This window comes from Uliginosibacterium sp. TH139, from assembly GCF_002855595.1.
Classification (GTDB): Bacteria; Pseudomonadota; Gammaproteobacteria; order Burkholderiales; family Rhodocyclaceae; genus Uliginosibacterium; species Uliginosibacterium aquaticum.
Genome location: NZ_PKRR01000004.1, coordinates 353,240 through 373,943, shown reverse-complemented (window position 1 = coordinate 373,943; position 20,704 = coordinate 353,240). Strand labels below are relative to the sequence as shown.

Genomic DNA, 20,704 nt, shown 5'->3' with positions numbered 1-20,704 from the left:
TAGTCAGTCTTGGATCAAGCGTTTGCCCAGGCTCAAAGCCGCATCCTGGCCGTAACCGATAGCCGCATAAAAACCTAGAGCCACCTCGTTATCCTGGCGCACCTGCAAGTTGAGCTTTGGGCAGCCACGTGCCGTAAGCAACTCCTCCACCCGTATCATCAGCGCCCGGGCAAAACCCCGCCCCCGCTGCGCCGGCGCCACACCAAGATAATTCACCCAACCTCGATGTCCATCATAGCCAGCCATCACGCTGGCCACGACCATTCCATCCATTTCGCCCACCAGAAACAGTTCCGGCTGCACGGTGAGCTTGCGGACGATATCCAGTCTAGGATCGTTCCACGGCCGTGTGAGACCACAGATCTGCCACAGGGAAATCACGGCAGCTTCGTCAGCAAGATTGAATGGGCGAATATGCATGGTCAGGGTACTTCAGGACTCGTCAGCCCGCACGGTAACCGGCCCCCTTGGATGGATCAAGCGGCCTGCACGCATGGTAAACTTGAGTGAAACTCTCAACTATTCTCCCAAAAACCATTATGAGCACCACTGAAGCCAGCCTTCTTGCCACTCTGGGTGAGTTGATCGACCCCAACACAGGCAAGTCTTACGCTGCAGCCAAAGCAATCAAGTCCACCCGACTGAGCGGCGAGCGCGCCGAAATCGTGGTGGAACTGGGCTACCCGGCGGCCAGTCAGTTTGCTGCCATCGCAGCCCAGCTTGAAACAGTCGCCACCGCCCTGCCCGGCGTCCGCTCAGCGCAAGCCATCATCAGCTCGAAAGTGATCGCCCACAAGGTGCAGGGCAATGTAGCTCTGCTGCCCGGCGTTAAGAACATCATCGCGATTTCCTCAGGCAAGGGTGGCGTAGGCAAGAGCACAACCACCGTCAATCTGGCGTTGGCGCTGGCACAGGAAGGCGCACGCGTCGGCATTCTGGATGCAGACATCTATGGCCCGAGCCAGCCGCAGATGCTGGGCATCGCCGAGGCTCAGCCCGAGTCAGACGATGGCAAAACCATGCGCCCGCTCGAAGCGCATGGCCTGCAAGCCAACTCCATCGGTTTCCTGATTGATCCCGAACAGCCCATGGTGTGGCGAGGCCCGATGGTTACGCAGGCCCTGCGCCAACTGCTCTTCGATACCCGCTGGAATGATCTCGACTATCTCGTGATCGACATGCCGCCCGGCACTGGCGACATCCAGCTGACGCTTGCCCAGACAGTACCGGTGACGGGTGCGGTAATCGTGACCACGCCTCAAGACATCGCACTGCTCGATGCGCGCAAAGGCCTCAAGATGTTCGAGAAGGTCGGCATCCCGATCCTCGGCATCGTCGAAAACATGAGCATCCATGTGTGCTCGAACTGCGGCCACGCCGAACACATCTTTGGCGCCGGCGGCGGCGAGGCCATGTGTGCCGACTACGAAGTACCATTCCTCGGGGCGCTGCCTTTGGATATCAAGATCCGCAGCCAGACCGATGCAGGCTCCCCTACCGTGGCAGCCGAGCCGGAAAGCGCTATTGCCGACGCCTACCGCACGATTGCCCGCAAGGTGGCGGTGAGCATTGCCGAGAAACAGCGCGACATGCGCCTGAAATTCCCCACCATCGTGGTGAACAAGGATTGAACGAGCACCTCGCAAGATGGGCGCTGGCTGCCGGACTGTTGGCGGCCAGCCACTCGGCGCTTGCCGCCAACGCCAGCGAAGGCCGGGCCGTATTTGAAGACCTGTGCGCGGACTGCCACACCGTCACGCCCGGCAAGAACAAACGCGGCCCCAGTCTAGCCGGGGTACTCGGCAAGGCCGCAGCAGGTCAGCCCAATTACAACTATTCGGAAGCCTTGCGCAATGCCGGCATCGTATGGTCGCCAGAGCGCCTCGCGCGCTTTCTCGCCAACCCGAAGAAAGATCTCCCCGGCACCAAGATGCGGCTTTTGAGCACGCCGGGCCAGGCCGAAATCGCCGAGTTGCTGGCCTGGCTGCAAGAGCAGAAATAGCCCGGGCATCCGGCCTCAGGCCTTCGTCAAGCAAAATCCACCCAATTTCTGCGATAAACCTTAGAATTCGCGCTCTTAATCCAGCCGGACGAAGCATCGTGAGCATCAAGTCAGACAAGTGGATCCGCCGCATGGCCGAGCAACACGGCATGATCGAGCCCTTCGAGCCGCAACTGGTGCGCGAAGCCAACGGGGAGAAAATCGTCTCCTATGGCGCATCGAGCTACGGTTACGACATTCGCTGCGCTGACGAATTCAAGGTCTTCACCAACATCAACTCGACCATCGTTGATCCGAAGAACTTCGATCTGAATTCCTTCGTGGAAGTTTCCGGCAAGGGTTACTGCGTGATTCCGCCGAACTCCTTCGCGCTGGCACGCACCGTTGAATATTTCCGCATCCCACGCTCGGTGCTCACCGTGTGTCTGGGCAAGAGCACCTATGCCCGCTGCGGCATCATCGTGAACGTCACCCCTTTCGAGCCGGAATGGGAAGGCTACGTGACGCTTGAGTTCTCCAACACCACGCCGCTGCCCGCCAAGATTTACGCGGGTGAAGGCTGCGCCCAGGTGCTGTTCTTCGAATCCGACGAGATCTGCGAAACCTCGTACAAGGATCGTGGCGGCAAGTACCAGGGACAGGTCGGTGTGACCTTGCCGAAAATCTGACGCCTATCGACCAGCGCCGACTACACGCTCACGGGGCCGCAAGCTGATGCTTGGCGGCCCCTTGTACTTGCCAAACCCATTCCGTAACCCTGCTGCCCTAACATGAAGGCAGCGGCTGCTCCTTCAGCAGCCACCAGCCAGACAGGAAATGCCATGCGCTTCCACTTCCCGATCATCATCATCGACGAGGACTTTCGCTCGGAAAACACCTCGGGTTTCGGCATCCGAGCTCTCGCCAAGGCCATCGAGGCCGAGGGCATGGAGGTTGTGGGTGTCACCAGCTATGGTGACCTCTCCTCCTTTGCCCAGCAGCAGAGCCGTGCCTCAGGCTTCATCCTGTCGATCGACGACGAAGAATTCACCTCCGAAGAGGCCGACGAGACCATCGCTGAGTTGCGTGCTTTCGTCGAAGAAATCCGCTTTCGCAACGCCGATATCCCGATCTTCCTGCACGGCGAGACGCGTACCTCGCGCCACATCCCGAACGATGTACTGCGCGAACTGCACGGCTTCATCCACATGTTCGAGGACACACCTGAATTCATCGCGCGCTACGTGCAACGCGAAGCCAAGGCCTATCTCGATTCGCTCGCCCCGCCCTTCTTCCGCGCCCTGACCCATTACGCGGCTGACGGCTCCTATTCCTGGCACTGCCCCGGCCACTCCGGCGGTGTGGCCTTCCTGAAGAGCCCGGTGGGCCAGATGTTCCACCAATTCTTCGGCGAGAACATGCTGCGCGCTGACGTGTGCAATGCAGTGGAGGAACTCGGCCAGCTGCTAGATCACACCGGTCCGGTGGCCGCCTCGGAACGCAATGCCGCACGCATTTTCCACGCTGACCACCTGTTCTTCGTTACCAACGGGACATCGACTTCCAACAAGATCGTCTGGAACTCGACCGTTGCGCCGGGCGACATCGTGGTCGTCGACCGCAACTGCCACAAATCCATCCTCCACTCGATCATCATGACCGGCGCAATTCCGGTATTCCTGATGCCCACGCGCAACCACTACGGCATCATCGGGCCGATCCCGAAGAGCGAGTTCAAGTGGGAAAACATCCAGAAGAAGATCGCCAAGAACCCCTTCGCGCTCGACAAGAATGCCAAGCCGCGCGTGCTCACCATCACCCAGAGCACCTATGACGGCGTGCTGTACAACGTCGAAGAGATCAAGGAAGAACTCGACGGCAAGATCGACACCCTGCACTTCGACGAAGCCTGGCTGCCGCACGCCGCCTTCCATGATTTCTATGGCGACTACCACGCCATCGGCGAAGATCGTCCGCGCTGCAAGGAGTCGATGGTGTTCTCCACCCAGTCGACCCACAAGCTGCTGGCTGGCCTTTCGCAAGCCTCGCAGATCCTGGTGCAGGATTCAGAGAGCCGCAAGCTGGATAAAGACCTCTTCAACGAAGCCTACCTGATGCACACCTCCACCAGCCCGCAGTACTCGATCATCGCCTCCTGCGATGTGGCGGCGGAGATGATGGATGCCCCCGGCGGCCCGGCACTGGTCGAGGAGTCGATCGCCGAAGCCATGGAATTCCGCCGCGCCATGCGCAAGGTGGACGAGGAATGGGGTGCCGACTGGTGGTTCAAGGTGTGGGGCCCGGACTACCTCGCCGAAGAAGGCATGGGCGAGCGCGAAGACTGGATGCTCAAGGCCAATGATCGATGGCACGGCTTCGGCAATCTGGCCGAAGGCTTCAACATGCTCGACCCGATCAAGGCCACCATCATCACCCCGGGGCTCGATGTGGATGGCGACTTCGCAGAAGCTGGCATCCCCGCCGCCGTACTCACCAAGTATCTGGCCGAGCACGGCATCATCGTCGAGAAGTGCGGCCTCTACAGCTTCTTCATCATGTTCACCATCGGCATCACCAAGGGCCGCTGGAACACGCTAGTGACCGAACTGCAGCAGTTCAAGGATGCCTACGACCAGAATCAGCCGCTGTGGCGGGTGATGCCAGAGTTCATCGCCAAGAATCCGCGCTATGAACGGCATGGCCTGCGTGATCTGTGCCAGCAGATCCATGACGTATACAAGGCGCGCGACGTGGCCCGTCTCACCACCGAAATGTATCTGTCGGACATGGTGCCGGCAATGCGTCCGACTGACGCCTGGTCCATGATGGCGCACCGCGAGATCGAACGCGTCGCCATCGACAAACTGGAAGGCCGCGTCACCGCGATAATGCTGACACCCTACCCGCCGGGCATTCCACTGCTGATTCCGGGTGAAGTCTTCAACAAGACCATCGTCGATTACCTGAAGTTTGTGCGCGAATTCAACGAGCGCTTCCCCGGCTTCGAGAGCGATTGCCACGGGCTCGTGAAGGAGCAGCGCGATGGCCAGATCCACTATTGCGTGGATTGCGTGAAACAGAAATAAACTCGGCCAGTTCAAGAAAACGGGGCGCTGCGGCGCCCCGTTTGCATTTCAAGGAAATCCGTAGCGCTCTTAGAAGCTGCGGTACATCTGCGCATAGCTTGCCGCAACCGCGTCGACAGCAAAACTCTGCTCGATTCGCTGGCGTGCCGCCTGACCGCGCGCCTGCAAAGCGGGCAGGCCCTCTCCAAGCGCCAACTCGATCGCATGCGCAAGCAACTCATCATCACCGGGTTCGATCAACCAGCCGGTATCACCGATCATGCGCCCTGCATCGCCCACATTCGTCACCACGCAAGGCAAGCCACAACTCATGGCTTCTGCAACGGCATTCGGAAGCGCCTCCTGGATCGAGCTGAGCACACTCAGATCGCACCCAGCCAGCAAAGCGGGCACATCCTCGCGCGGTCCAAGCAGGAAAACCTTGCCCTGCAAAACGGCTTGCTCCACCTGTGCTGCGAGCGCCGGATGGTCTGGAGTCACGCCCAGCCCGGCACACAGAAAGCGGGCCGCCGGCCAGGCCTCCGCCACCAGCGCTGCGGCGCGCAGAAAACCAGCGTGATTCTTGGCCGGATGCAGGCGGCCGATCATGGCGATCAGCAACTCATCATCCTGCACGCCGAGCATTGCCCGGCTCGCAGCGCGCGCGACAGCGTCTGGCCGGAACAAGGCAGTGTCCAGAGCATTCGGCAGCACCAGGGCGCGCTGCGCATACCCCGCTGCCTCATGCTGCGCCACGGCTGCCTGAGCAACGTACAAGATCTTCGCTGCAAAGCGTGACAGCAGCGCATCGCAGCGGATCACCGCACGTGTCGCCAGGCTTTCCAGTTCCGGGCGTGCCAGCGTCTGATGGATGGCGAGCACCACAGCCGCACGCGGCACAGCCAGGCGCGCAACCTGCGCAGCAAGGTTGCCGTGATACATCCAGCCCTGAATCACATCCGGCCGGAACGTGCGCACGACACCCCATAAGCGCCACAGCCCCATTGGCGTCGGGCGCGAGGGCGCCATGCCCAATTCAAATACTTCGACGCCCAATGCCCGAAGACTTTGCCCCACCGCTTGCGGCTCACGCAGCGACACCACTGCCACACTCAAGCCCTGCGCCTGCAAACCGGGCAACAGGCGCTCCAGCGCACGCTCGGCACCGCCGACACCGAGACCACTGGTGACGAACAACACCCGTCGCGGTATACCAGCGGGCCTAGCCTCTGGCAGCGAATGCTCGCGACTAGAGGCAGAGGCACCTGTGTTCTTTCGCACTTTCAACCAGCTCACCCTGAACCACACCAGATAGGCAAGCGAGCCGGCCAGCAGGACCCCGAGCAATCGCCCCTCCTGCACACCTGCGCGCCAGGCTGCGAAAGTCGTCAGCGCAATCAGAGCTGCTGCGAGCCACAGCAGGCGCACCGCTCCGACTGTCGAAAGGCCCATTTCCAGCAACAAATGGTGAGAGTGACCACGATCGGCCTGCATGGGGTTGCGGCCCTCGGCCGCGCGCCAGAAAGCCACCACGAACAAGTCGATGACCGGCACCGCCACCGGGGCCAGCACCACCGTCAAAGGCACGCGCTGCACCGCAAAGCCCTGCCAGGACAGCGAGAGCTTCAGAATCAGCCAGCACAGCAGCATGCCGATCGCCAGTGCGCCTGCATCCCCCAGGAAGACCTTGGCTCGCGCCTGCCAGGGCCAGCGTGCATTCCACAGCAGAAAACCCAGCATCCCTGCGCACAGGATTGCCGCTACTTGCGCCAGCTCCGGTCGGCCAGCCGCCTGCGCGGCAAGCGCCAGAGCCAGGGAGGCGATGGAGAGACAGCCGCCGGCAAGCCCGTCTAGTCCGTCAATCATATTGATCGCATTGAGCACCGCCACGATCATCAGCACCGTCAGCGGCTTGGCGGCCCAACCCAGATCCAGGTGACCGGCCAGGAAAGGCAGTGGCATCGCGTAGAGTGCGGCCCCGCTGGCATACACCAGCCAGCCCGCCGCCACGATCTGGCACAGGAGCTTGAAACGCGCCGAGAGATTGCGCGCGTCATCTACAAGACCGATCACCAGCATCAGCAACAACGGCCCGGCCACCTCGGTCAGAACGCCCAGCAGCCCCGCCAAAGCACAAGCCAGCACAAAACCGATCAGAACGGCCAGCCCCCCCACTACGGGTATCGGTGCGCCATGCTGCTTGCGCGCGTCTGGCATATCGATCAGGCGCAAACGCGCGGCATGCTGCGCCAGAAAACGGCAGCCCAGCGCCGTCAGCACAAAGGCCGTGAGGATCACGACTAGGCTCATGCGCTCGCCCTCCCGCCTGCACGGGCGTACACCGCCAGGGTCTGGGCGATCACCACCTGATCTGAAAAGTTCGCTTCCACATGCCGACGCGCCGCTTCGCCCATGCGACGGCGTTTCGCCTCGTCCTGCAGCAAATCGAGCAAGGCCTCAGCCAGCCGCTCGCCTTCGGAGGGAGGGACTAGATACCCGGTTTCGTCGTCCACAACTACATCGCGGCAGCCTGGCACATCTGTCGCCACCATGGGCACGCCACAGGCTGCGCCTTCCAGCAAGGCGCGCGGAATGCCTTCGCCCTGCGTGCTGGCCAGCACCACAATGCTCGCAGACTGGTTCAGGGCCAGCACATCGCTGCGCTGGCCCAGAAACTCCACTGCAGCGCTCGCTCGCCAGCTCGTCAGCTCGGCCTCCGTCACACTCTCCGGATTGCCCGGATCCGGAGCCCCCGCCAACAGAAAGCGAACATCCGGCCGCACTTGGCGCACCCGCTGCGCCGCTGCGACAAAATCGGCAATCCCTTTGGAATGCAGCAGGCGGGCCATCATCAACACCGTAGCCTGTTGAGGCACTCGGGGAGCAGGAGCAAAGTGGGCCGTATCTATGCCGTCACCGGCAATCACCTGCACACCACTGTTCGCCAGTACGCCGTAGCTGGCGAGGGTGTCGCGATTGTCCCGATTCTGGAATACCACCTGCGTGCCGCGCAGGGCCAGGCGATAAAGGCCAAGCACCACCGGCCGGATCAAACGCGCTTTGAGCGCATCCGCCAACAGCGCAAAGCCCAGGCCAGTCACCGAATTGACGATGCCCGCTATTCCTGCCTGACGTGCTGCGAAACTGCCATAGATCACGCACTTGATCGTGAAGTGATGCACCAGATCAGGCTTCTCCTCGCGATACAAGCGGGCAATCCGGCGGATCACGGCCAGCTCGGCCAGCGGATTCACGCCACTACGCGAAACAGGCAGTGGCTCCCAGCGAAAACCGAGATCCCGCAAACGCGGGCCGTAATCCCCGGGGGGCGAAAGTAGCAAGACCTCATCACCCCGCGCGCGCAGAGCCTTTGCCAGTGAGAGCTTGAAGTTGTAGAGGAACCAGTCCGTATTCGCGAACAGCACAATCTTCATGCCAACCTGCGCCGCCAGCGGCCGCGCACTCCATCGAAATCAGTCATCAACATCGCGCCACCATATACGCCCGCCGCCGCCATGATCTTGCTCAGCACGGCCAACCAGCCCGCCGCCGGCCATATCCACAACAGCCCTCCCATCAGGATTGCCGCACACAGAGGAGGCCAGCACAATCCAAAAGGAATACGCGGCCGTAAAACCCCGCGCCCGGCCCACAGACTCACCACAGCCCCGGCACACTGGCCCAGCAGCAAACCCAGTGCAGCGCCAGGCGTACCCATTTCGGGCACCAGCAGCCAGGCCAGCACAAGTCCGCCTCCTGCCGACAATCCGATGCTAGCGGCGTGCCACCACACGCGCTTGGCCAGCAGCAGCGGCTGATCACAGTAGTAGGCCTTCACCCCGGCCATCACCGCCGCGGCGCTCACCAGCACCAACAGCGCTGGCGGCAGGCTGGTAAAAGCCTCGCCGTACAAGAGCGGCAGCACATCCGGCAGAATCATGGCAAAGCCAAGCCCTGCCGGCAGGCTGATGGCCAGACCGAGCGCACCGTAACGCTCATAAAGCCTTTGCACCTCGCTGCCCTCGCCACGCCCCCAGGCCTGTACCAGACGCGGATACCAGGCAGTACACAAACCGCTGAAGATCAGCCCCAGCGTTTGCTGGGCCAGATCCATCACCGCGCTGTAGCGGCCCAGTTCGGCCAGCGGCACCAGGCGCTCCAGCACATAGCGGTCCCCCCACAAAAGGAGGTAACCCAGCAAGGAAGTCAGCAGCAGCGGGCCGCCAAAGGCCAGCAAATCACGTCTCAAGACGGGATTGCCTGAAATGTCGGGTGCGTTCGCGGCCGGCCGCCAAACGTCCCCTGCCAGCAAGGCCGCCAACAGAAAAGCCATCGTCATGGCCACCAGCACGGCCTGAGCACCGCCTGCGATCTGCAAGGCGAGCACGCAGAACACGCAAGCCATCAAGGCCTTGCTCACGAACTGCAGCGAGTAACGGGCGCTACGCTGGGCGGCTGCCAGGTACTGGCCGGAAAAATCGAACATGCCCTGCGCGAGCGCCATACAGGCCGCCAGCAACAGCAGCCAGGGCGCAAACGGCGAGTGGCCAAGCACGTCCAGCCCCCACGCCACGCAGACCAGCAATAGCCCCATGCCCAGCATTGTTCGCCGCAGCAGTCGTAACAAGGCCTCGCGTCGATCTGCCTCAGCGTAAAACCGTGCCAGGCTCGCATTGATCGGATTGAACAACACCAACGTCACGGCAGCCGCAGCAGCCAGTGCCAGGGTCAGCTGCCCATACCGCTCGGGCCCCAACCCGCGCACCACCAGCGCCAGGGTCAGCATCGCCAGAGCGCCTGACGCGATACGTGTCGCGATATAGGCGGCCGAAGCGCGCAGACTCATCGCACGACTCCCGGCAGGCTACGCACCAACTCGATCCAGCGCTGTGCGACAAGCGGCGCGGCAAACGTCAATGCGCGCTCGCGCAGGGCTTCGCCAAGCGCTTTCCGCTCAGCTTCCGGTAAGGCCAGCATGCGCGCCATATTCGCCGACAACGCAGGCACATCCTCAACCGGGCTCAACTGAGCGTGAAACGCCGACCCGAGAATCTCGGCCGGACCGTAAGGGCAATCCGTCGACACCACAGGGCAGCCCGCCCCCATGGCTTCCATCAGAACATTGGACCAGCCTTCAAAACGCGAACTCACCACCAGCAAACCCGCGCGACGATAGAAGGGCTGCAAGTCCGCCTGCCACCCCATGCAATGCACATCCTGCAAACCCTGCCGGACGATCTCTGCCGCCAGCCAGTCCCGATCAGGTCCATCGCCAACAATCAGCAATGGCGGCCGCGAACGTGGCAGCGCTGCGTGAGCCGCCAACAGGATATCCAGCCCCTTGGTATGACGATCCAGGCGACCGGCAAAGAGCGTAAATCCAGTGTCAAAGCTATCCGCCATCGCACTGTGTGCCAGCACATATTCAGGCGCTGTTACGGCCAGCGGATTGGGAATGCTGTGCAAACACTCAAGCGGCAGCCGCATGCTGCGCGCCATCTCGACTTTGACGCCTTGCGACACGCCGACCACCGCAGCCGGCCACCGATAGCAACAAGCCATCAACACGCGGCGCGCGCGCCCCAACCACAGAGGGTTGTGATGCATGCTCACGATCAGGCGCTGGCACCAGCCCCCTTGCAAGGCAGCCAGCGTACAGGCCAATCCGGCCTCATCCATGAACGCCAGTACTGCGTCCGCTTGCCAGCCGTGTTCGATCTCGGCAATCGCCTGCACGCGCAACCGAAAGGCTCGCAACTTCGCCAGCAAACCGTTCTGCGCCGGAAGCCGCAGGTCCTCGATCGGAACCCCGAAATCGAAACGCTCTGCCCCCACATGCCAGGCTACGACCCGCAACTGGTGCACGCGAGACCATTCACGCGCCAAGATTGCAGCCACCTGCTCTGCGCCACCGCCATGCACAGTCGGAATTACAAGCAGGAGTTTCATGCCGGAAGAGATCCCGGCAAAAGCCGGTCACGCGAAGGGAAGCGCGCAGTATACCGTCAGCCCGCGCACCCGCCCTTCATTCCAGGCCGGAATGAAGGCGATACGGGGAAACGAGCGTCAGACAGGACTCAATCGCAACCAGAAAAGTCGCGAATATCAAACCTATGGAAAATAGTCAGCGATCAAAGACAGCTGCGCCCGGCAAGTTTCAGCCCTGGCAAGTCCTGCGCATCAAAGCCCTGAGCCCATTCGCGCAAGGCCGGGCGGTGATAGGAAAAACCATCACACAAAGCCACCGCCAAACGATCCAGCGAAGCAGTATTCTGCGTCAGCGCATAAGCTTCGCCGCAGCGCATCATCATGTACCAGCCCGGTTTGTAGTGCCAATGCGCGTCACAACGCTCAGCGATCTGCGCCGCACCCGGCTCATCCGGATGCCAGCTCTGCAGCCGCAAGCTCTCCGCATGCAGCGCGAACACCGAGAAACGCGAAACCCTGTCGAGTTCGGCGCGCGCCGCCTCGCGCGTCGCCATTGAAGTATTCGGCTCTTCTGAGCCCAGCCGCACATAGGCTTCACGCACTGCAAACCAATCATGCGCGATCCATGTCAGCACGCCCAAACCAACAACGGAAATCGCCGCCCCTACCCAGCGCGGAATTCGTACTACCCGCAGGCTCTCATCCTCTGCATCAGCAATCCCCATGCACAAGCCAAAAGGAATCAGGAAATAGGTGTACCAGAGCGGATACTCCACCATGCTGTGAGCGCCAATCACACCCACCACAGCTAGACACCAGACGCTAGTCGGCGTAGGCGCACGCCGCAGATGACGAATGAACCACCAGGCGATCGCCCCCGTCACCAGCAAAGCAATAGGCACGCCAAACTCCACCGCCAGATTCAGCGGCAAGTTATGCGCATGCTCGGCAAACTTCGGAAATTTCTCAGGCGGCGTCAGGAACATCGAATCGATGGACGCCTTATAGAACGAACCCGGCCCCTGCCCCAGCCAAGGGTGCTCCTGAATCGCCAGCCAGGCCGCCTGCCAGTTATACAGCCGCTGCCCGTTCGAGCCTGCATCGCCAGCGCGCTCCAGCGAAGACGTCACTCCGAACACATCCAGAATATTGCCGTAGGCCACCAGCAACTGGGCAACAACCGAACACAGCACCACCACCAGCAAAGCCCGCCCAGCACGGCGCGCTTCATCACCGCCACGCCATTGCGCCCAAGCGCCCAAAAATGCGAATACAAAGGTATAGAGCCAGACACTTCGCGACGCCGAAGCCGCAGCCGCCAAGCTCAGCCAGGCAGCCAGCCCTATCATCCACCAGCCGTTCAGCAATCTGCGCGCATGCAGAAAGCTAAGCGAGCCCAGCCCCAAAAACACCAGATTCGCATAGTGATTAGCCTGACCGATATTGCCGAAGGCCTGCAGATACATCTTCTGCATCACTAGCCCGGCAGAAGGCCAGTTCGCCAATTGCACCAAACCAGCCACGGACTGCAGCGCCGCGCACGCAAGCAAGCCTGTAGCCAGCCACTCCACAAGCCCCCACTCATCGGGCTCATCACAGGCTGAGGCACTCAGCAATACACACACTAAAAACAGTGCTACGTAAGCAGCGTACCCCGCAGCCTGCGGCCCAGACCCTGCCAAAAAAGCCAGAGTCAGAAGTCCACCAGCCGGAAGCACCATGCTCAAACGCACAACTAGGCCCTGTACTTGACTCAGCGCGAACACGCAGAAGCCCAGCGTAATCGACAGTGCTACCCAACACTCTGCGTACACCACTGACTGGGGGTTATGGTGAAGACAGATCATTGTGGGCGCAGCCAACCCCAAGAGCACCCCCGCGCCGAAAGCCCGGTGGAAAATATCAAGTCCCATCGAATTCATCCATACAAAACTGCTCACAAAAATCTCCGTCTTCTGAACTTTTAAGCAGCCTGACATTACTAGCTGACGGACTAAAAAGGGGTGGTACCATTTCAGAATCGGTCGATCCGGCTGTACAACAAAGCCCTGATTCTGTCGAGAACCGCATACCAGACGCTTATATGCCAAAAAAACCGGTTTACGTCACGCAGCCCAGCCTGCCTCCGCTGGAAGACTTCACGCCTTATCTCGAAAAAATCTGGGATAACAAGATCCTGACCAATAACGGTCCATTCCACCAGCAACTGGAGCAGGCGCTGTGTGAATATCTGGGGGTCGAGCATCTGGCGCTTTTTACCAATGGCACGATAGCGCTGGTAACTGCCCTACAGGCCTTGCGCATCAAGGGTGAGGTCATCACCACGCCCTATTCTTTTGTCGCGACGGCGCATTCGCTGCTGTGGAACAACCTCAAGCCGGTGTTTGTGGATATTGACCCACAAACCTGCAATCTCAATCCTGAAAAAATAGAGGCGGCCATCACGCCGGAAACCACGGCGATCATGCCGGTACATTGCTATGGCAACCCTTGCGCGGTCGAGCGTATCCAAAAAATCGCCGACACCTATGGCCTAAGGGTTATTTACGACGCCGCCCACGCCTTTGGTGTCAAGCTCGGCGGTGAGAGCCTGTTGCGGCATGGCGATCTGTCGGTTCTGAGCTTTCATGCGACCAAGGTGTTCAACACCTTCGAGGGTGGGGCGATCATCTGCCCGGACGCGAAAACCAAGCAGCGTATCGACTATCTCAAGAATTTCGGTTTCGTGGATGAGGTCACCGTGACTGCCCCCGGCATCAACGGCAAGATGAGTGAGATCAATGCCGCTTTCGGGCTGCTGCAACTCAAGCATGTCGATGCTGCACTGGCAAAGCGCAGGGTGCTTGAGCAGCGTTACCGCGAAGCGCTGGCCGGCGTGGCAGGCATCGAACAGTTGCCTTTGCCGCCCGATATGCAACGCAATGCTTCTTACCTGCCGATCTTCGTGACCGAGGCGTATCCGTTGACGCGGGATGCGCTCTATCTGAAGCTGAAAGACCATGGCCTGAATGGCCGCCGTTATTTCTATCCACTGATCAGCGACATGCCCATGTACCGCAGCATGCCTTCTGCGCGAGCAGAAAACCTGCCGGTGGCCCGGCGTATGGCCGAACAGGTGTTGTGTCTGCCAATCTACCCAGATCTGGACGATGCGTGTGTTGACGAAGTTTGCGCATTGATTGCCGAGGCGAGCCATGGCTAAGGTCCTGCTGGTCGATACCAACCTGGCTTCGGCGCCCATTGCCAAGGCACTGGCAACAGCCGGACACGAGGTGCATGTCATTGGGGGCAATCCCGAGGATTACCTGGCCAAAACTTCGCCGCATTACATCCAGCTGGACTATTCACAGCAGGCCGAACTGGCCGCGTTGGTTGACCACGAAAAGTTCGACTATCTGGTGCCGGGCTGTAATGACCGTTCTTACCTGATGTGCGCAGAGCTTGCCGGGAGCCGTGGCTACCCCGGAATGGATTCGCCGGAAGTAACGGAGACGATCAACAACAAGGAGCGCTTCAGGGCGTTTGCCAACGGCATCAACATGCCGGTCCCACAGGTGCATGCGGCGGAGACAGCGCCTCGTGATCAGCCGGTGATCGTCAAGCCGGTCGATGCCTTCAGTGGTCGTGGTGTCACGATTCTGCGCGAGTTCAGCGAGGCGCAACTGCAGGCGGCCTTCGAGCATGCCCGCAGTGTTTCCCGCTCGCGGACCTGTCTGGTCGAGGACTATGTGGAAGGGCAGCTATTCAGTCACTCCTGCTTTATCCGCGACAAGCGGGTCGTTGCTGAATTCATCGTCGAAGAGCATGGCACTGCCAATCCCTTCGTTGTGGATACCAGCCGGGTGGTGTTTGATTTTCCGGCCGGAGCGCTGGCCCGGGTGCGCAAGAGCATCGAGGACATGGCGCAGGCCCTCAAGCTCGTGGACGGGCTTATTCACACCCAGTTCATCTGTCAGGCGGAGCAGTTCTGGATCATCGAAATTACGCGTCGTTGCCCGGGGGATCTGTATAGCATGCTGGTTGAATTGACGACCGGCATGCCTTACGCCGCTTGGTACGCCTTGCCGTTTACCGGCCAGCCGCTACCGGCCTTGCCGGAACTGTCGGCACCGCGCTGGATCATGCGGCATACCCTCTCGGTGCCAGAGACCACCAGTTTGGCCGCCTTGCGCTTCCGCCGCGCCCTGCAGATCGAATGCCTGTTGCCACTCAGGCTCGCGGGTGACGAGGTGCTTGAAAGTCCTTATGGCCGCATTGCATTGCTGTTTGTCGATGCGGGTTCCCGGCAGGAACTGGATGACTTGTTTGCGCAGACACTGGCGCGTGATCTTTATTCTCTAAACTTTTAAGTGCTGCCTGCATGCTGAAATATGACCAGAATACTTTCGATGCCCTGATCCGTACGGCGCTGAACCGGGCGCCGGCGAATCCTGAACTGGCAAAGATCTTTCTCGATTCATCGGCGCAGGCGAAGCGCTATGTGATCGGCCGCAACGAGCAATCTGCGGCCGTAGCTGCTCTGTTGCGGCTCGATGGCCTGATAGACGATTTCGCGATAAATCGTGTGCCCTGGAATGGCCTGCCGCTGATCCGTCTGAATGAATTGCCTCAGAATGCTATTGTCCTGAATTGCTCGACTTCGATCAGCCCCATCAGTGTCTTGGGGAATTTGCAGCGAGCTGGTATCAACCGGGTGTTGAATTATGCCGATCTGGTCGAAGCGTCGAATGCTGCGCTTGATTGGCCGGATTTCGTACTGAAAATGCGGGCAGACTACGCAGAGCATGTTGGAGACTGGTTTGCGTTGTTTGGGCTGTTGGAGGACGAGATTTCGCGCCAGGTCTTGCTCGACACGATGTGTTATCGCGTGAGTGCACAGCCCGACTACATGACAGGCTACAGTGTTCGCCTGCGCGACCAGTATTTCGAGGGTTTCATGCAGTATCGTGAAGAGGTCTTCGTGGATGCAGGAGGCTTCGATGGCGACACTACCGAAGAGTTCTGCACGCGCTACCCGGATTACCATGCTGTGCATCTGTTCGAGCCTTCTTCGGCCAATATTGCGGCTGCGCGTGCGCGTCTGGTTGGTCGAGAGCGCGTTCACTTCGTGCAGCGTGGTCTGTCCGACCAGACTGGGGTGCTTCATTTCAACCCCGACGCAGGCTCTGCTTCTGCAGTGTCAGACGCAGGCAGCGAGTCGATCGAGGTTGATACGCTGGATGCGATGCTGCCTGGGCCGGTGAGCTTCATCAAGATGGATCTCGAAGGTTGGGAGTTGCAGGCATTGACAGGTGCGCGGCTGCATATCGTGCAGGACCATCCCAAGCTGGCCATCGCGGTGTATCACGCTGCAGCCGATTTTCGTGTGCTTCCCGCTTATATCCGTTCCCTGCGGCAGGATTACCGCATGTTCCTGCGGCATTACACCGAGGGTTGGTCAGAGACGGTGATGTACTTCCTTCCTTCTGCATGAGGCTGTTGCAACAATGACTCAAGTTCCTTTCCGTGTTGCCATGATTGGCGGCGGCCTCAACTCTGCAGTGGGGCGTACCCACGAAATCGCCATGCGGATGGATGGCGCTTTCGAGCTTGTGGCTGGCTGTTTCAGCCGCAACCAAGTGGTCAATGCGGAGACGGCGGTCGCGTTCCGGGTTGGGGCCGCGCGCACCCATGCCTCGGCAGCAGCGCTGATTGCCGCCGAGCGTGGGCAGATCGACGCGCTGGTCATCGCCACGCCCATCGATTCTCATGCCGACCTGATCAATCAGGCGCTCGACGCTGGGCTGACCGTCATTTGCGACAAGCCCCTGCTGGCATCGGTGGCCGAGGGAGAAGCTTTGCTGGCGCGAGTGGCTCCCGAGACTGCGCAGGTGTTCTCGATCTTCAACTACACCGGTTATCCGGCCATGCGCGAGATGAAGCGGCGCATCGAGGCGGGCGAGATCGGCGAGGTTTTCAAGATCATGGCCGAGATGCCGCAGGATTCCTATTTGCGGCTTGCCAATACCGGCAAGGTGGGAGCCATCCAGCCCTGGCGCCTGCATGACGGCAGCGTGCCTTGTCTGTCGCTGGATCTTTTTGCCCACATCCATAGTCTCGTGAATTTCATCACGGGGTGCAAGCCGCTCAAGGTGAGTGCTCGCTCGCGGGCCGTCAGTGGTGTGGCAGCAGGCCTGATCGATGAAGTGGATGCCCTGATCGATTATGAAAACAATCTGGTTGTGAATGCCTGGTATGGCAAGGTGGCTCTAGGCTGTCGCAATGGGCTGAAGATCCGGGTGTTCGGTACGCGGGGGAGTTTCGAGTGGATTCAGGAAGATCCCGAACTGATCCACGCGGCCAATGCAGTGGGCGACCGTCTGTTGCTGGACCGGATTTCCAGCACCTCGAGTGTGACCAGCGAGGCGCGCTACAACCGATTCAAGGCAGGCCATCCGGCCGGCTTCATAGAGGCGTTTGCAAATTACTACCTGGATATCGCTCGTGCCATGCAGAAAGGCGTGTTGAACGAGTACACCCTGTCAACCGGAACAGCGATTGAAGGAATTGCGCTCAGTCACGCCATTCATGAATCCTCCACATCTGGACGGAAAATTTCATTAAAATGAATTTGTTTAAAATAAAAATCACTCGACTTCGCTGAAATCAGGAGTAGTCAACGAACCCCTGCGTACCTTCTGGACGCCCACCACAAGCCATAGCCACAGCATCAATCGCCGAAAGCATTTGTTGAACATACAGACTTTCTGGAACAATATTCCGCATCAACCGCCCCTGCTCAACCCCCATTTCCACAACAGCCTCTGGCCTAGAAAGCCCAAACTCAATTCGCTCACAAATTGAGTCTTTAGAAAATTTAAAAACAAAATCCCTGTAAAAATAAAAATTTTTCTTAAAAAAATCCTGTTCGTTTGTAAAGAAAGCAGTAAAACGCCCAGCTGCACGCAAAGCGCGGTCATGCGGAGTTAAACAAGTATTAGGAGACATGTCTACAACAGCAATAGCGGAGTCGATTAATGACCGAGTGCGGCCATAATCGCAATCCGGGTCATACCTGGCACGACGACCGCTAAAGTCAATATGCTCCCAATTCCCCCCACGAATCGTTACCGGATAATCAAGCAACGCTGTAGCCAGCATCAAGCTCTTCTCTCTTCGCAGATAATCATCTAGCTGTGCGCACAGAAAGAACACAAGTCGATCACAGGCCGACACATCAACATCGCCAAAAGAATTCAAGACCAACTGGCGCAAATCATGCTCAACATTGAGATTCGATCGCAGTTGCTCCGCCAAATCAAGCAATAGCGCACTGACACCTTCAGGCAGCTGGCGCCTCCAGTAGGTCATCAAATCTTCAGGGCAGTTCCCGTTTTTCGGAAAAATGATCAAACGCCCCGCAACTTTTTCCTTAAAATCGACACTAGACTCGTCTACCACATCAAACAAACCAGTAGTTACAAAGGCAGAAATCCCGCGATTATGAAAGTTTGATTTGTAGAATTCATGATGCTCGCGATGACCATAGATATTCAAAGAATTAGAAAATCGCTGAACATGCTTCACTGGAAAATACGCGGGCAGATCGCCAAAAATCCTCACAAATGGCACACCTGCAGCAACCCACGGACTCCACCAGCCGCCGCGACCATCACTGACCAACTCGCCAACTCCAAAGTGTGACAAAGCGAACCAGACCGGATCACGAAATGCATCGTACAACTCATCCTGCCAGTCACTGGACCCGAGGTCAATCAAACGAACCCCCGCACAATATGGCTCCAGAGGCTTGAGATTCTCAAGCATCTGTTCACGCAAGGCATTTCCCTGACTCCCGCAAACCAGAAATCCGATGACTAGCCCACCACGTCGATACTCGAGCTGAGGCAAGCTCCTCTCCCCGACCGACCGACCATCCTTGCTGGACAATATGCCCTTTATTGTTCTCAGAAGCATTGATCATTTCTTTCATTGAAATAATAATTACATTCGGGCCATTCTACCGCCATCGACATTGATAACAGACCCGGTAACATATGGCGCATCAAAAGCGAGATATCTGACCGCCTTATAGACATCCCAAGGACTTCCCTCTCTTTTCAACAAAGAGTGCCCAATAATATTTTTACGCTGCACTTCGCTTAATGCAGAAGAATTAACAGGCCAACATATCGCCCCGGGAGAAACCGCATTAACGCGAACAAACGGGGAAAACTCCGCAGCCATAGATCGCGTCAAATTCAAAAGAGCCGCCTTTGATGCGCTATACAAGGAATAACCCTCAAGCGGGTAGTCACCATTTATATCAGCAATATTTACAATACAGCCACTACTCAGCACAAGACTCGAAACCGCACTTTTTGACAAAAAATATGGCGCCAAAAAGTTAACGCGATAATTTTCTTCAGACAAAGAATCAGAAAACGACTCACCATCCTTCAAAAACACAGAAGCATTATTAACAAGAACATCAAGCCCTCCAAAAAAATCAACGACTTGATCTATAATTCTCTCACACTCCCCCCCCCTCAAATCTGCCTGAATAGACACAGCAGATCCAGCCCTACGACGATTCATATCCAAAACCAAATCACGAGCCTCAGCATCAGATTTATTGTAATGCACAGCCACATTCGCCCCATCTGCATGCATTCCAATTGCAATTGAACGCCCGATTCTTGAGGCCGCTCCGGTCACCAAAACACTGGAACACCTCTCCGGATGCGCAGCTTTTAAATTAGCATCTATAACACTCACACAACAACTCCACCTCAAATATCATATTTCACAAAAACTAAAAACATCGCAACACATCCCGCCTGATTTTAATACACTACGAGACGGGTAAAATCTGCCAATGGACAGCAAACATCTTTCAAAAACCCAATAGCACATATTTTAGAGAGAGTTTTTTTGGGCACAAAAAAATAGCTTCGCACTAACCACACAAACCTGAAAGTCTCGACTCAACCTTATCAAGAAAGGCCGTCAGCGCTTCACTAACTACCACCTGCTCATCATTCGGCTGGGTCACAAACTCAAACCCTCCAGTCTCGATCAAGCGTGTAGAAGCAAGAAACCGGTCAACATGGGAGCCTTGGCAACTCCACACACGGTAACAAGCCTTACTAGTGGAGCCAAGCGGCGGAAAATGCGTTATAAGCGCCTGCATGAATGCCACATCTTCGCCACCGGGAGCTAGACAAAAATCCCGGCTCTCAGGGAAACCGCCAAGCAGCTCAAAAGTTGATCTGCGAACCAGCAGGCCAGGAACTGAACTCAAAACGGCAGCTTGGTAGCGTGGGTCGGACGAAGGCAAAACCCAGCCTTTTACCGGGTCAAAAAAATCCTCATGTGCTTTGACCGCATGCATGCTGGGATCAGTCTCAAGCGCAAACAGGGACTCTAAAAATGCATCCTCTAGCAACTCATCGTCCGCATCCAGGAAGGACACATACTCTCCGGAAGCGACCCTGACTCCTTCATTACGCGCTTTCCCTGGCCCGCAATTTTCAGTCAGAAATACACCACGCACCCGCTCATCTGCCCGCTCCTGTTCACGGATAAAGGCCGCGGTATCGTCTGTTGATGCATCGTCAACCAGAATCACTTCCAACAATCCGGACTGATAACGGGCCGACCTCAGCGCCCTCTCCAGCAAAGAACCGTGATTATGGCACGGCACGATCAGAGAAATTTTTCTATTCTGCTGCGTCATTGCTGCTCCAAA

18 protein-coding genes are annotated in these 20,704 nt (G+C 58.3%); 9 read left to right on the top strand and 9 right to left on the bottom strand.

Going from position 1 to position 20,704, the window contains the following annotated elements; translation table 11 throughout:
• Window positions 1–3 precede the first annotated feature (3 nt).
• On the bottom strand, window positions 4–420 hold the full coding sequence (locus C0V76_RS11535; RefSeq protein ID WP_101942550.1) for a GNAT family acetyltransferase: 417 nt from the start codon (window positions 418–420) through the stop codon (window positions 4–6).
• A 119-nt stretch (window positions 421–539) separates the two neighbouring features.
• Between C0V76_RS11535 and apbC the strand changes: the two genes are divergently transcribed.
• From apbC to C0V76_RS11515, 4 genes are all read left to right on the top strand, one after another.
• On the top strand, window positions 540–1,631 hold the full coding sequence (gene apbC, locus C0V76_RS11530; protein ID WP_101942549.1) for an iron-sulfur cluster carrier protein ApbC: 1,092 nt from the start codon (window positions 540–542) through the stop codon (window positions 1,629–1,631).
• A complete protein-coding gene (locus C0V76_RS19925) occupies window positions 1,628–2,002 on the top strand; it encodes a cytochrome c family protein (RefSeq protein WP_158239226.1) in 375 nt (124 codons plus the stop codon). The genes apbC and C0V76_RS19925 overlap by 4 nt, the downstream gene beginning before the upstream one ends.
• 98 nt (window positions 2,003–2,100) lie before the next feature.
• On the top strand, window positions 2,101–2,670 hold the full coding sequence (gene dcd / locus C0V76_RS11520; RefSeq protein WP_101942547.1) for a dCTP deaminase: 570 nt from the start codon (window positions 2,101–2,103) through the stop codon (window positions 2,668–2,670).
• 153 nt (window positions 2,671–2,823) lie between these two features.
• Window positions 2,824–5,067: an arginine/lysine/ornithine decarboxylase gene (locus C0V76_RS11515; protein WP_101942546.1), complete on the top strand. Its 2,244-nt coding sequence runs from the start codon at window positions 2,824–2,826 to the stop codon at window positions 5,065–5,067.
• 69 nt (window positions 5,068–5,136) lie between these two features.
• On the opposite strand, the gene C0V76_RS11510 is transcribed toward C0V76_RS11515, so the two are convergent.
• The 4 genes from C0V76_RS11510 to C0V76_RS11495 are packed head-to-tail and all read right to left on the bottom strand — an operon-like array spanning window position 5,137 to window position 10,995.
• Window positions 5,137–7,356 (bottom strand): glycosyltransferase, encoded by a 2,220-nt coding sequence (locus C0V76_RS11510; protein ID WP_101942545.1) that lies wholly within the window; start codon window positions 7,354–7,356, stop codon window positions 5,137–5,139.
• Window positions 7,353–8,480, bottom strand: coding sequence for a glycosyltransferase family 4 protein (locus C0V76_RS11505; RefSeq protein WP_101942544.1), 1,128 nt, complete (start codon window positions 8,478–8,480; stop codon window positions 7,353–7,355). The genes C0V76_RS11510 and C0V76_RS11505 overlap by 4 nt, the downstream gene beginning before the upstream one ends.
• On the bottom strand, window positions 8,477–9,892 hold the full coding sequence (locus C0V76_RS11500; RefSeq protein WP_101942543.1) for a lipopolysaccharide biosynthesis protein: 1,416 nt from the start codon (window positions 9,890–9,892) through the stop codon (window positions 8,477–8,479). The genes C0V76_RS11505 and C0V76_RS11500 overlap by 4 nt, the downstream gene beginning before the upstream one ends.
• Complete coding sequence (locus C0V76_RS11495; RefSeq protein WP_101942542.1) at window positions 9,889–10,995, bottom strand: glycosyltransferase; 1,107 nt, start codon at window positions 10,993–10,995, stop codon at window positions 9,889–9,891. The genes C0V76_RS11500 and C0V76_RS11495 overlap by 4 nt, the downstream gene beginning before the upstream one ends.
• Between C0V76_RS11495 and C0V76_RS19920 the strand changes: the two genes are divergently transcribed.
• A complete protein-coding gene (locus C0V76_RS19920) occupies window positions 10,994–11,170 on the top strand; it encodes a hypothetical protein (RefSeq protein ID WP_158239225.1) in 177 nt (58 codons plus the stop codon). The genes C0V76_RS11495 and C0V76_RS19920 overlap by 2 nt on opposite strands.
• 7 nt (window positions 11,171–11,177) lie before the next feature.
• Here the strand turns inward: C0V76_RS19920 and C0V76_RS11490 are convergent, their stop codons facing one another.
• Window positions 11,178–13,064, bottom strand: a complete 1,887-nt coding sequence (locus tag C0V76_RS11490; protein ID WP_143707413.1) for a PglL family O-oligosaccharyltransferase — start codon at window positions 13,062–13,064, stop codon at window positions 11,178–11,180.
• Here C0V76_RS11490 and C0V76_RS11485 point away from each other — a divergent pair.
• The 4 genes from C0V76_RS11485 to C0V76_RS11470 are packed head-to-tail and all read left to right on the top strand — an operon-like array spanning window position 13,058 to window position 17,582.
• Window positions 13,058–14,176 (top strand): DegT/DnrJ/EryC1/StrS aminotransferase family protein, encoded by a 1,119-nt coding sequence (locus C0V76_RS11485; RefSeq protein WP_101942540.1) that lies wholly within the window; start codon window positions 13,058–13,060, stop codon window positions 14,174–14,176. The two genes, C0V76_RS11490 and C0V76_RS11485, sit on opposite strands and share 7 nt — an antisense overlap.
• Window positions 14,169–15,323 (top strand): acetyl-CoA carboxylase biotin carboxylase subunit family protein, encoded by a 1,155-nt coding sequence (locus tag C0V76_RS11480; protein ID WP_101942539.1) that lies wholly within the window; start codon window positions 14,169–14,171, stop codon window positions 15,321–15,323. Before C0V76_RS11485 ends, C0V76_RS11480 begins: the two co-directional genes overlap by 8 nt.
• 11 nt (window positions 15,324–15,334) lie before the next feature.
• Entirely contained in the window at window positions 15,335–16,447 is a 1,113-nt protein-coding gene (locus tag C0V76_RS11475; protein ID WP_101942538.1) for an FkbM family methyltransferase, read from the top strand.
• A 13-nt stretch (window positions 16,448–16,460) separates the two neighbouring features.
• Window positions 16,461–17,582, top strand: a complete 1,122-nt coding sequence (locus tag C0V76_RS11470; RefSeq protein ID WP_101942537.1) for a Gfo/Idh/MocA family protein — start codon at window positions 16,461–16,463, stop codon at window positions 17,580–17,582.
• A gap of 37 nt (window positions 17,583–17,619) precedes the next feature.
• On the opposite strand, the gene C0V76_RS11465 is transcribed toward C0V76_RS11470, so the two are convergent.
• The 3 genes from C0V76_RS11465 to C0V76_RS11455 form a co-directional block, all read right to left on the bottom strand.
• The gene (locus tag C0V76_RS11465; RefSeq protein ID WP_143707412.1) at window positions 17,620–18,792 is read right to left on the bottom strand and encodes a hypothetical protein; all 1,173 of its coding nucleotides are present in this window, start codon (window positions 18,790–18,792) and stop codon (window positions 17,620–17,622) included.
• Between the two features lie 165 nt (window positions 18,793–18,957).
• Window positions 18,958–19,731: an SDR family oxidoreductase gene (locus C0V76_RS11460; RefSeq protein WP_158239224.1), complete on the bottom strand. Its 774-nt coding sequence runs from the start codon at window positions 19,729–19,731 to the stop codon at window positions 18,958–18,960.
• Between the two features lie 181 nt (window positions 19,732–19,912).
• On the bottom strand, window positions 19,913–20,692 hold the full coding sequence (locus C0V76_RS11455; RefSeq protein ID WP_101942534.1) for a glycosyltransferase family A protein: 780 nt from the start codon (window positions 20,690–20,692) through the stop codon (window positions 19,913–19,915).
• Window positions 20,693–20,704 lie beyond the last annotated feature (12 nt).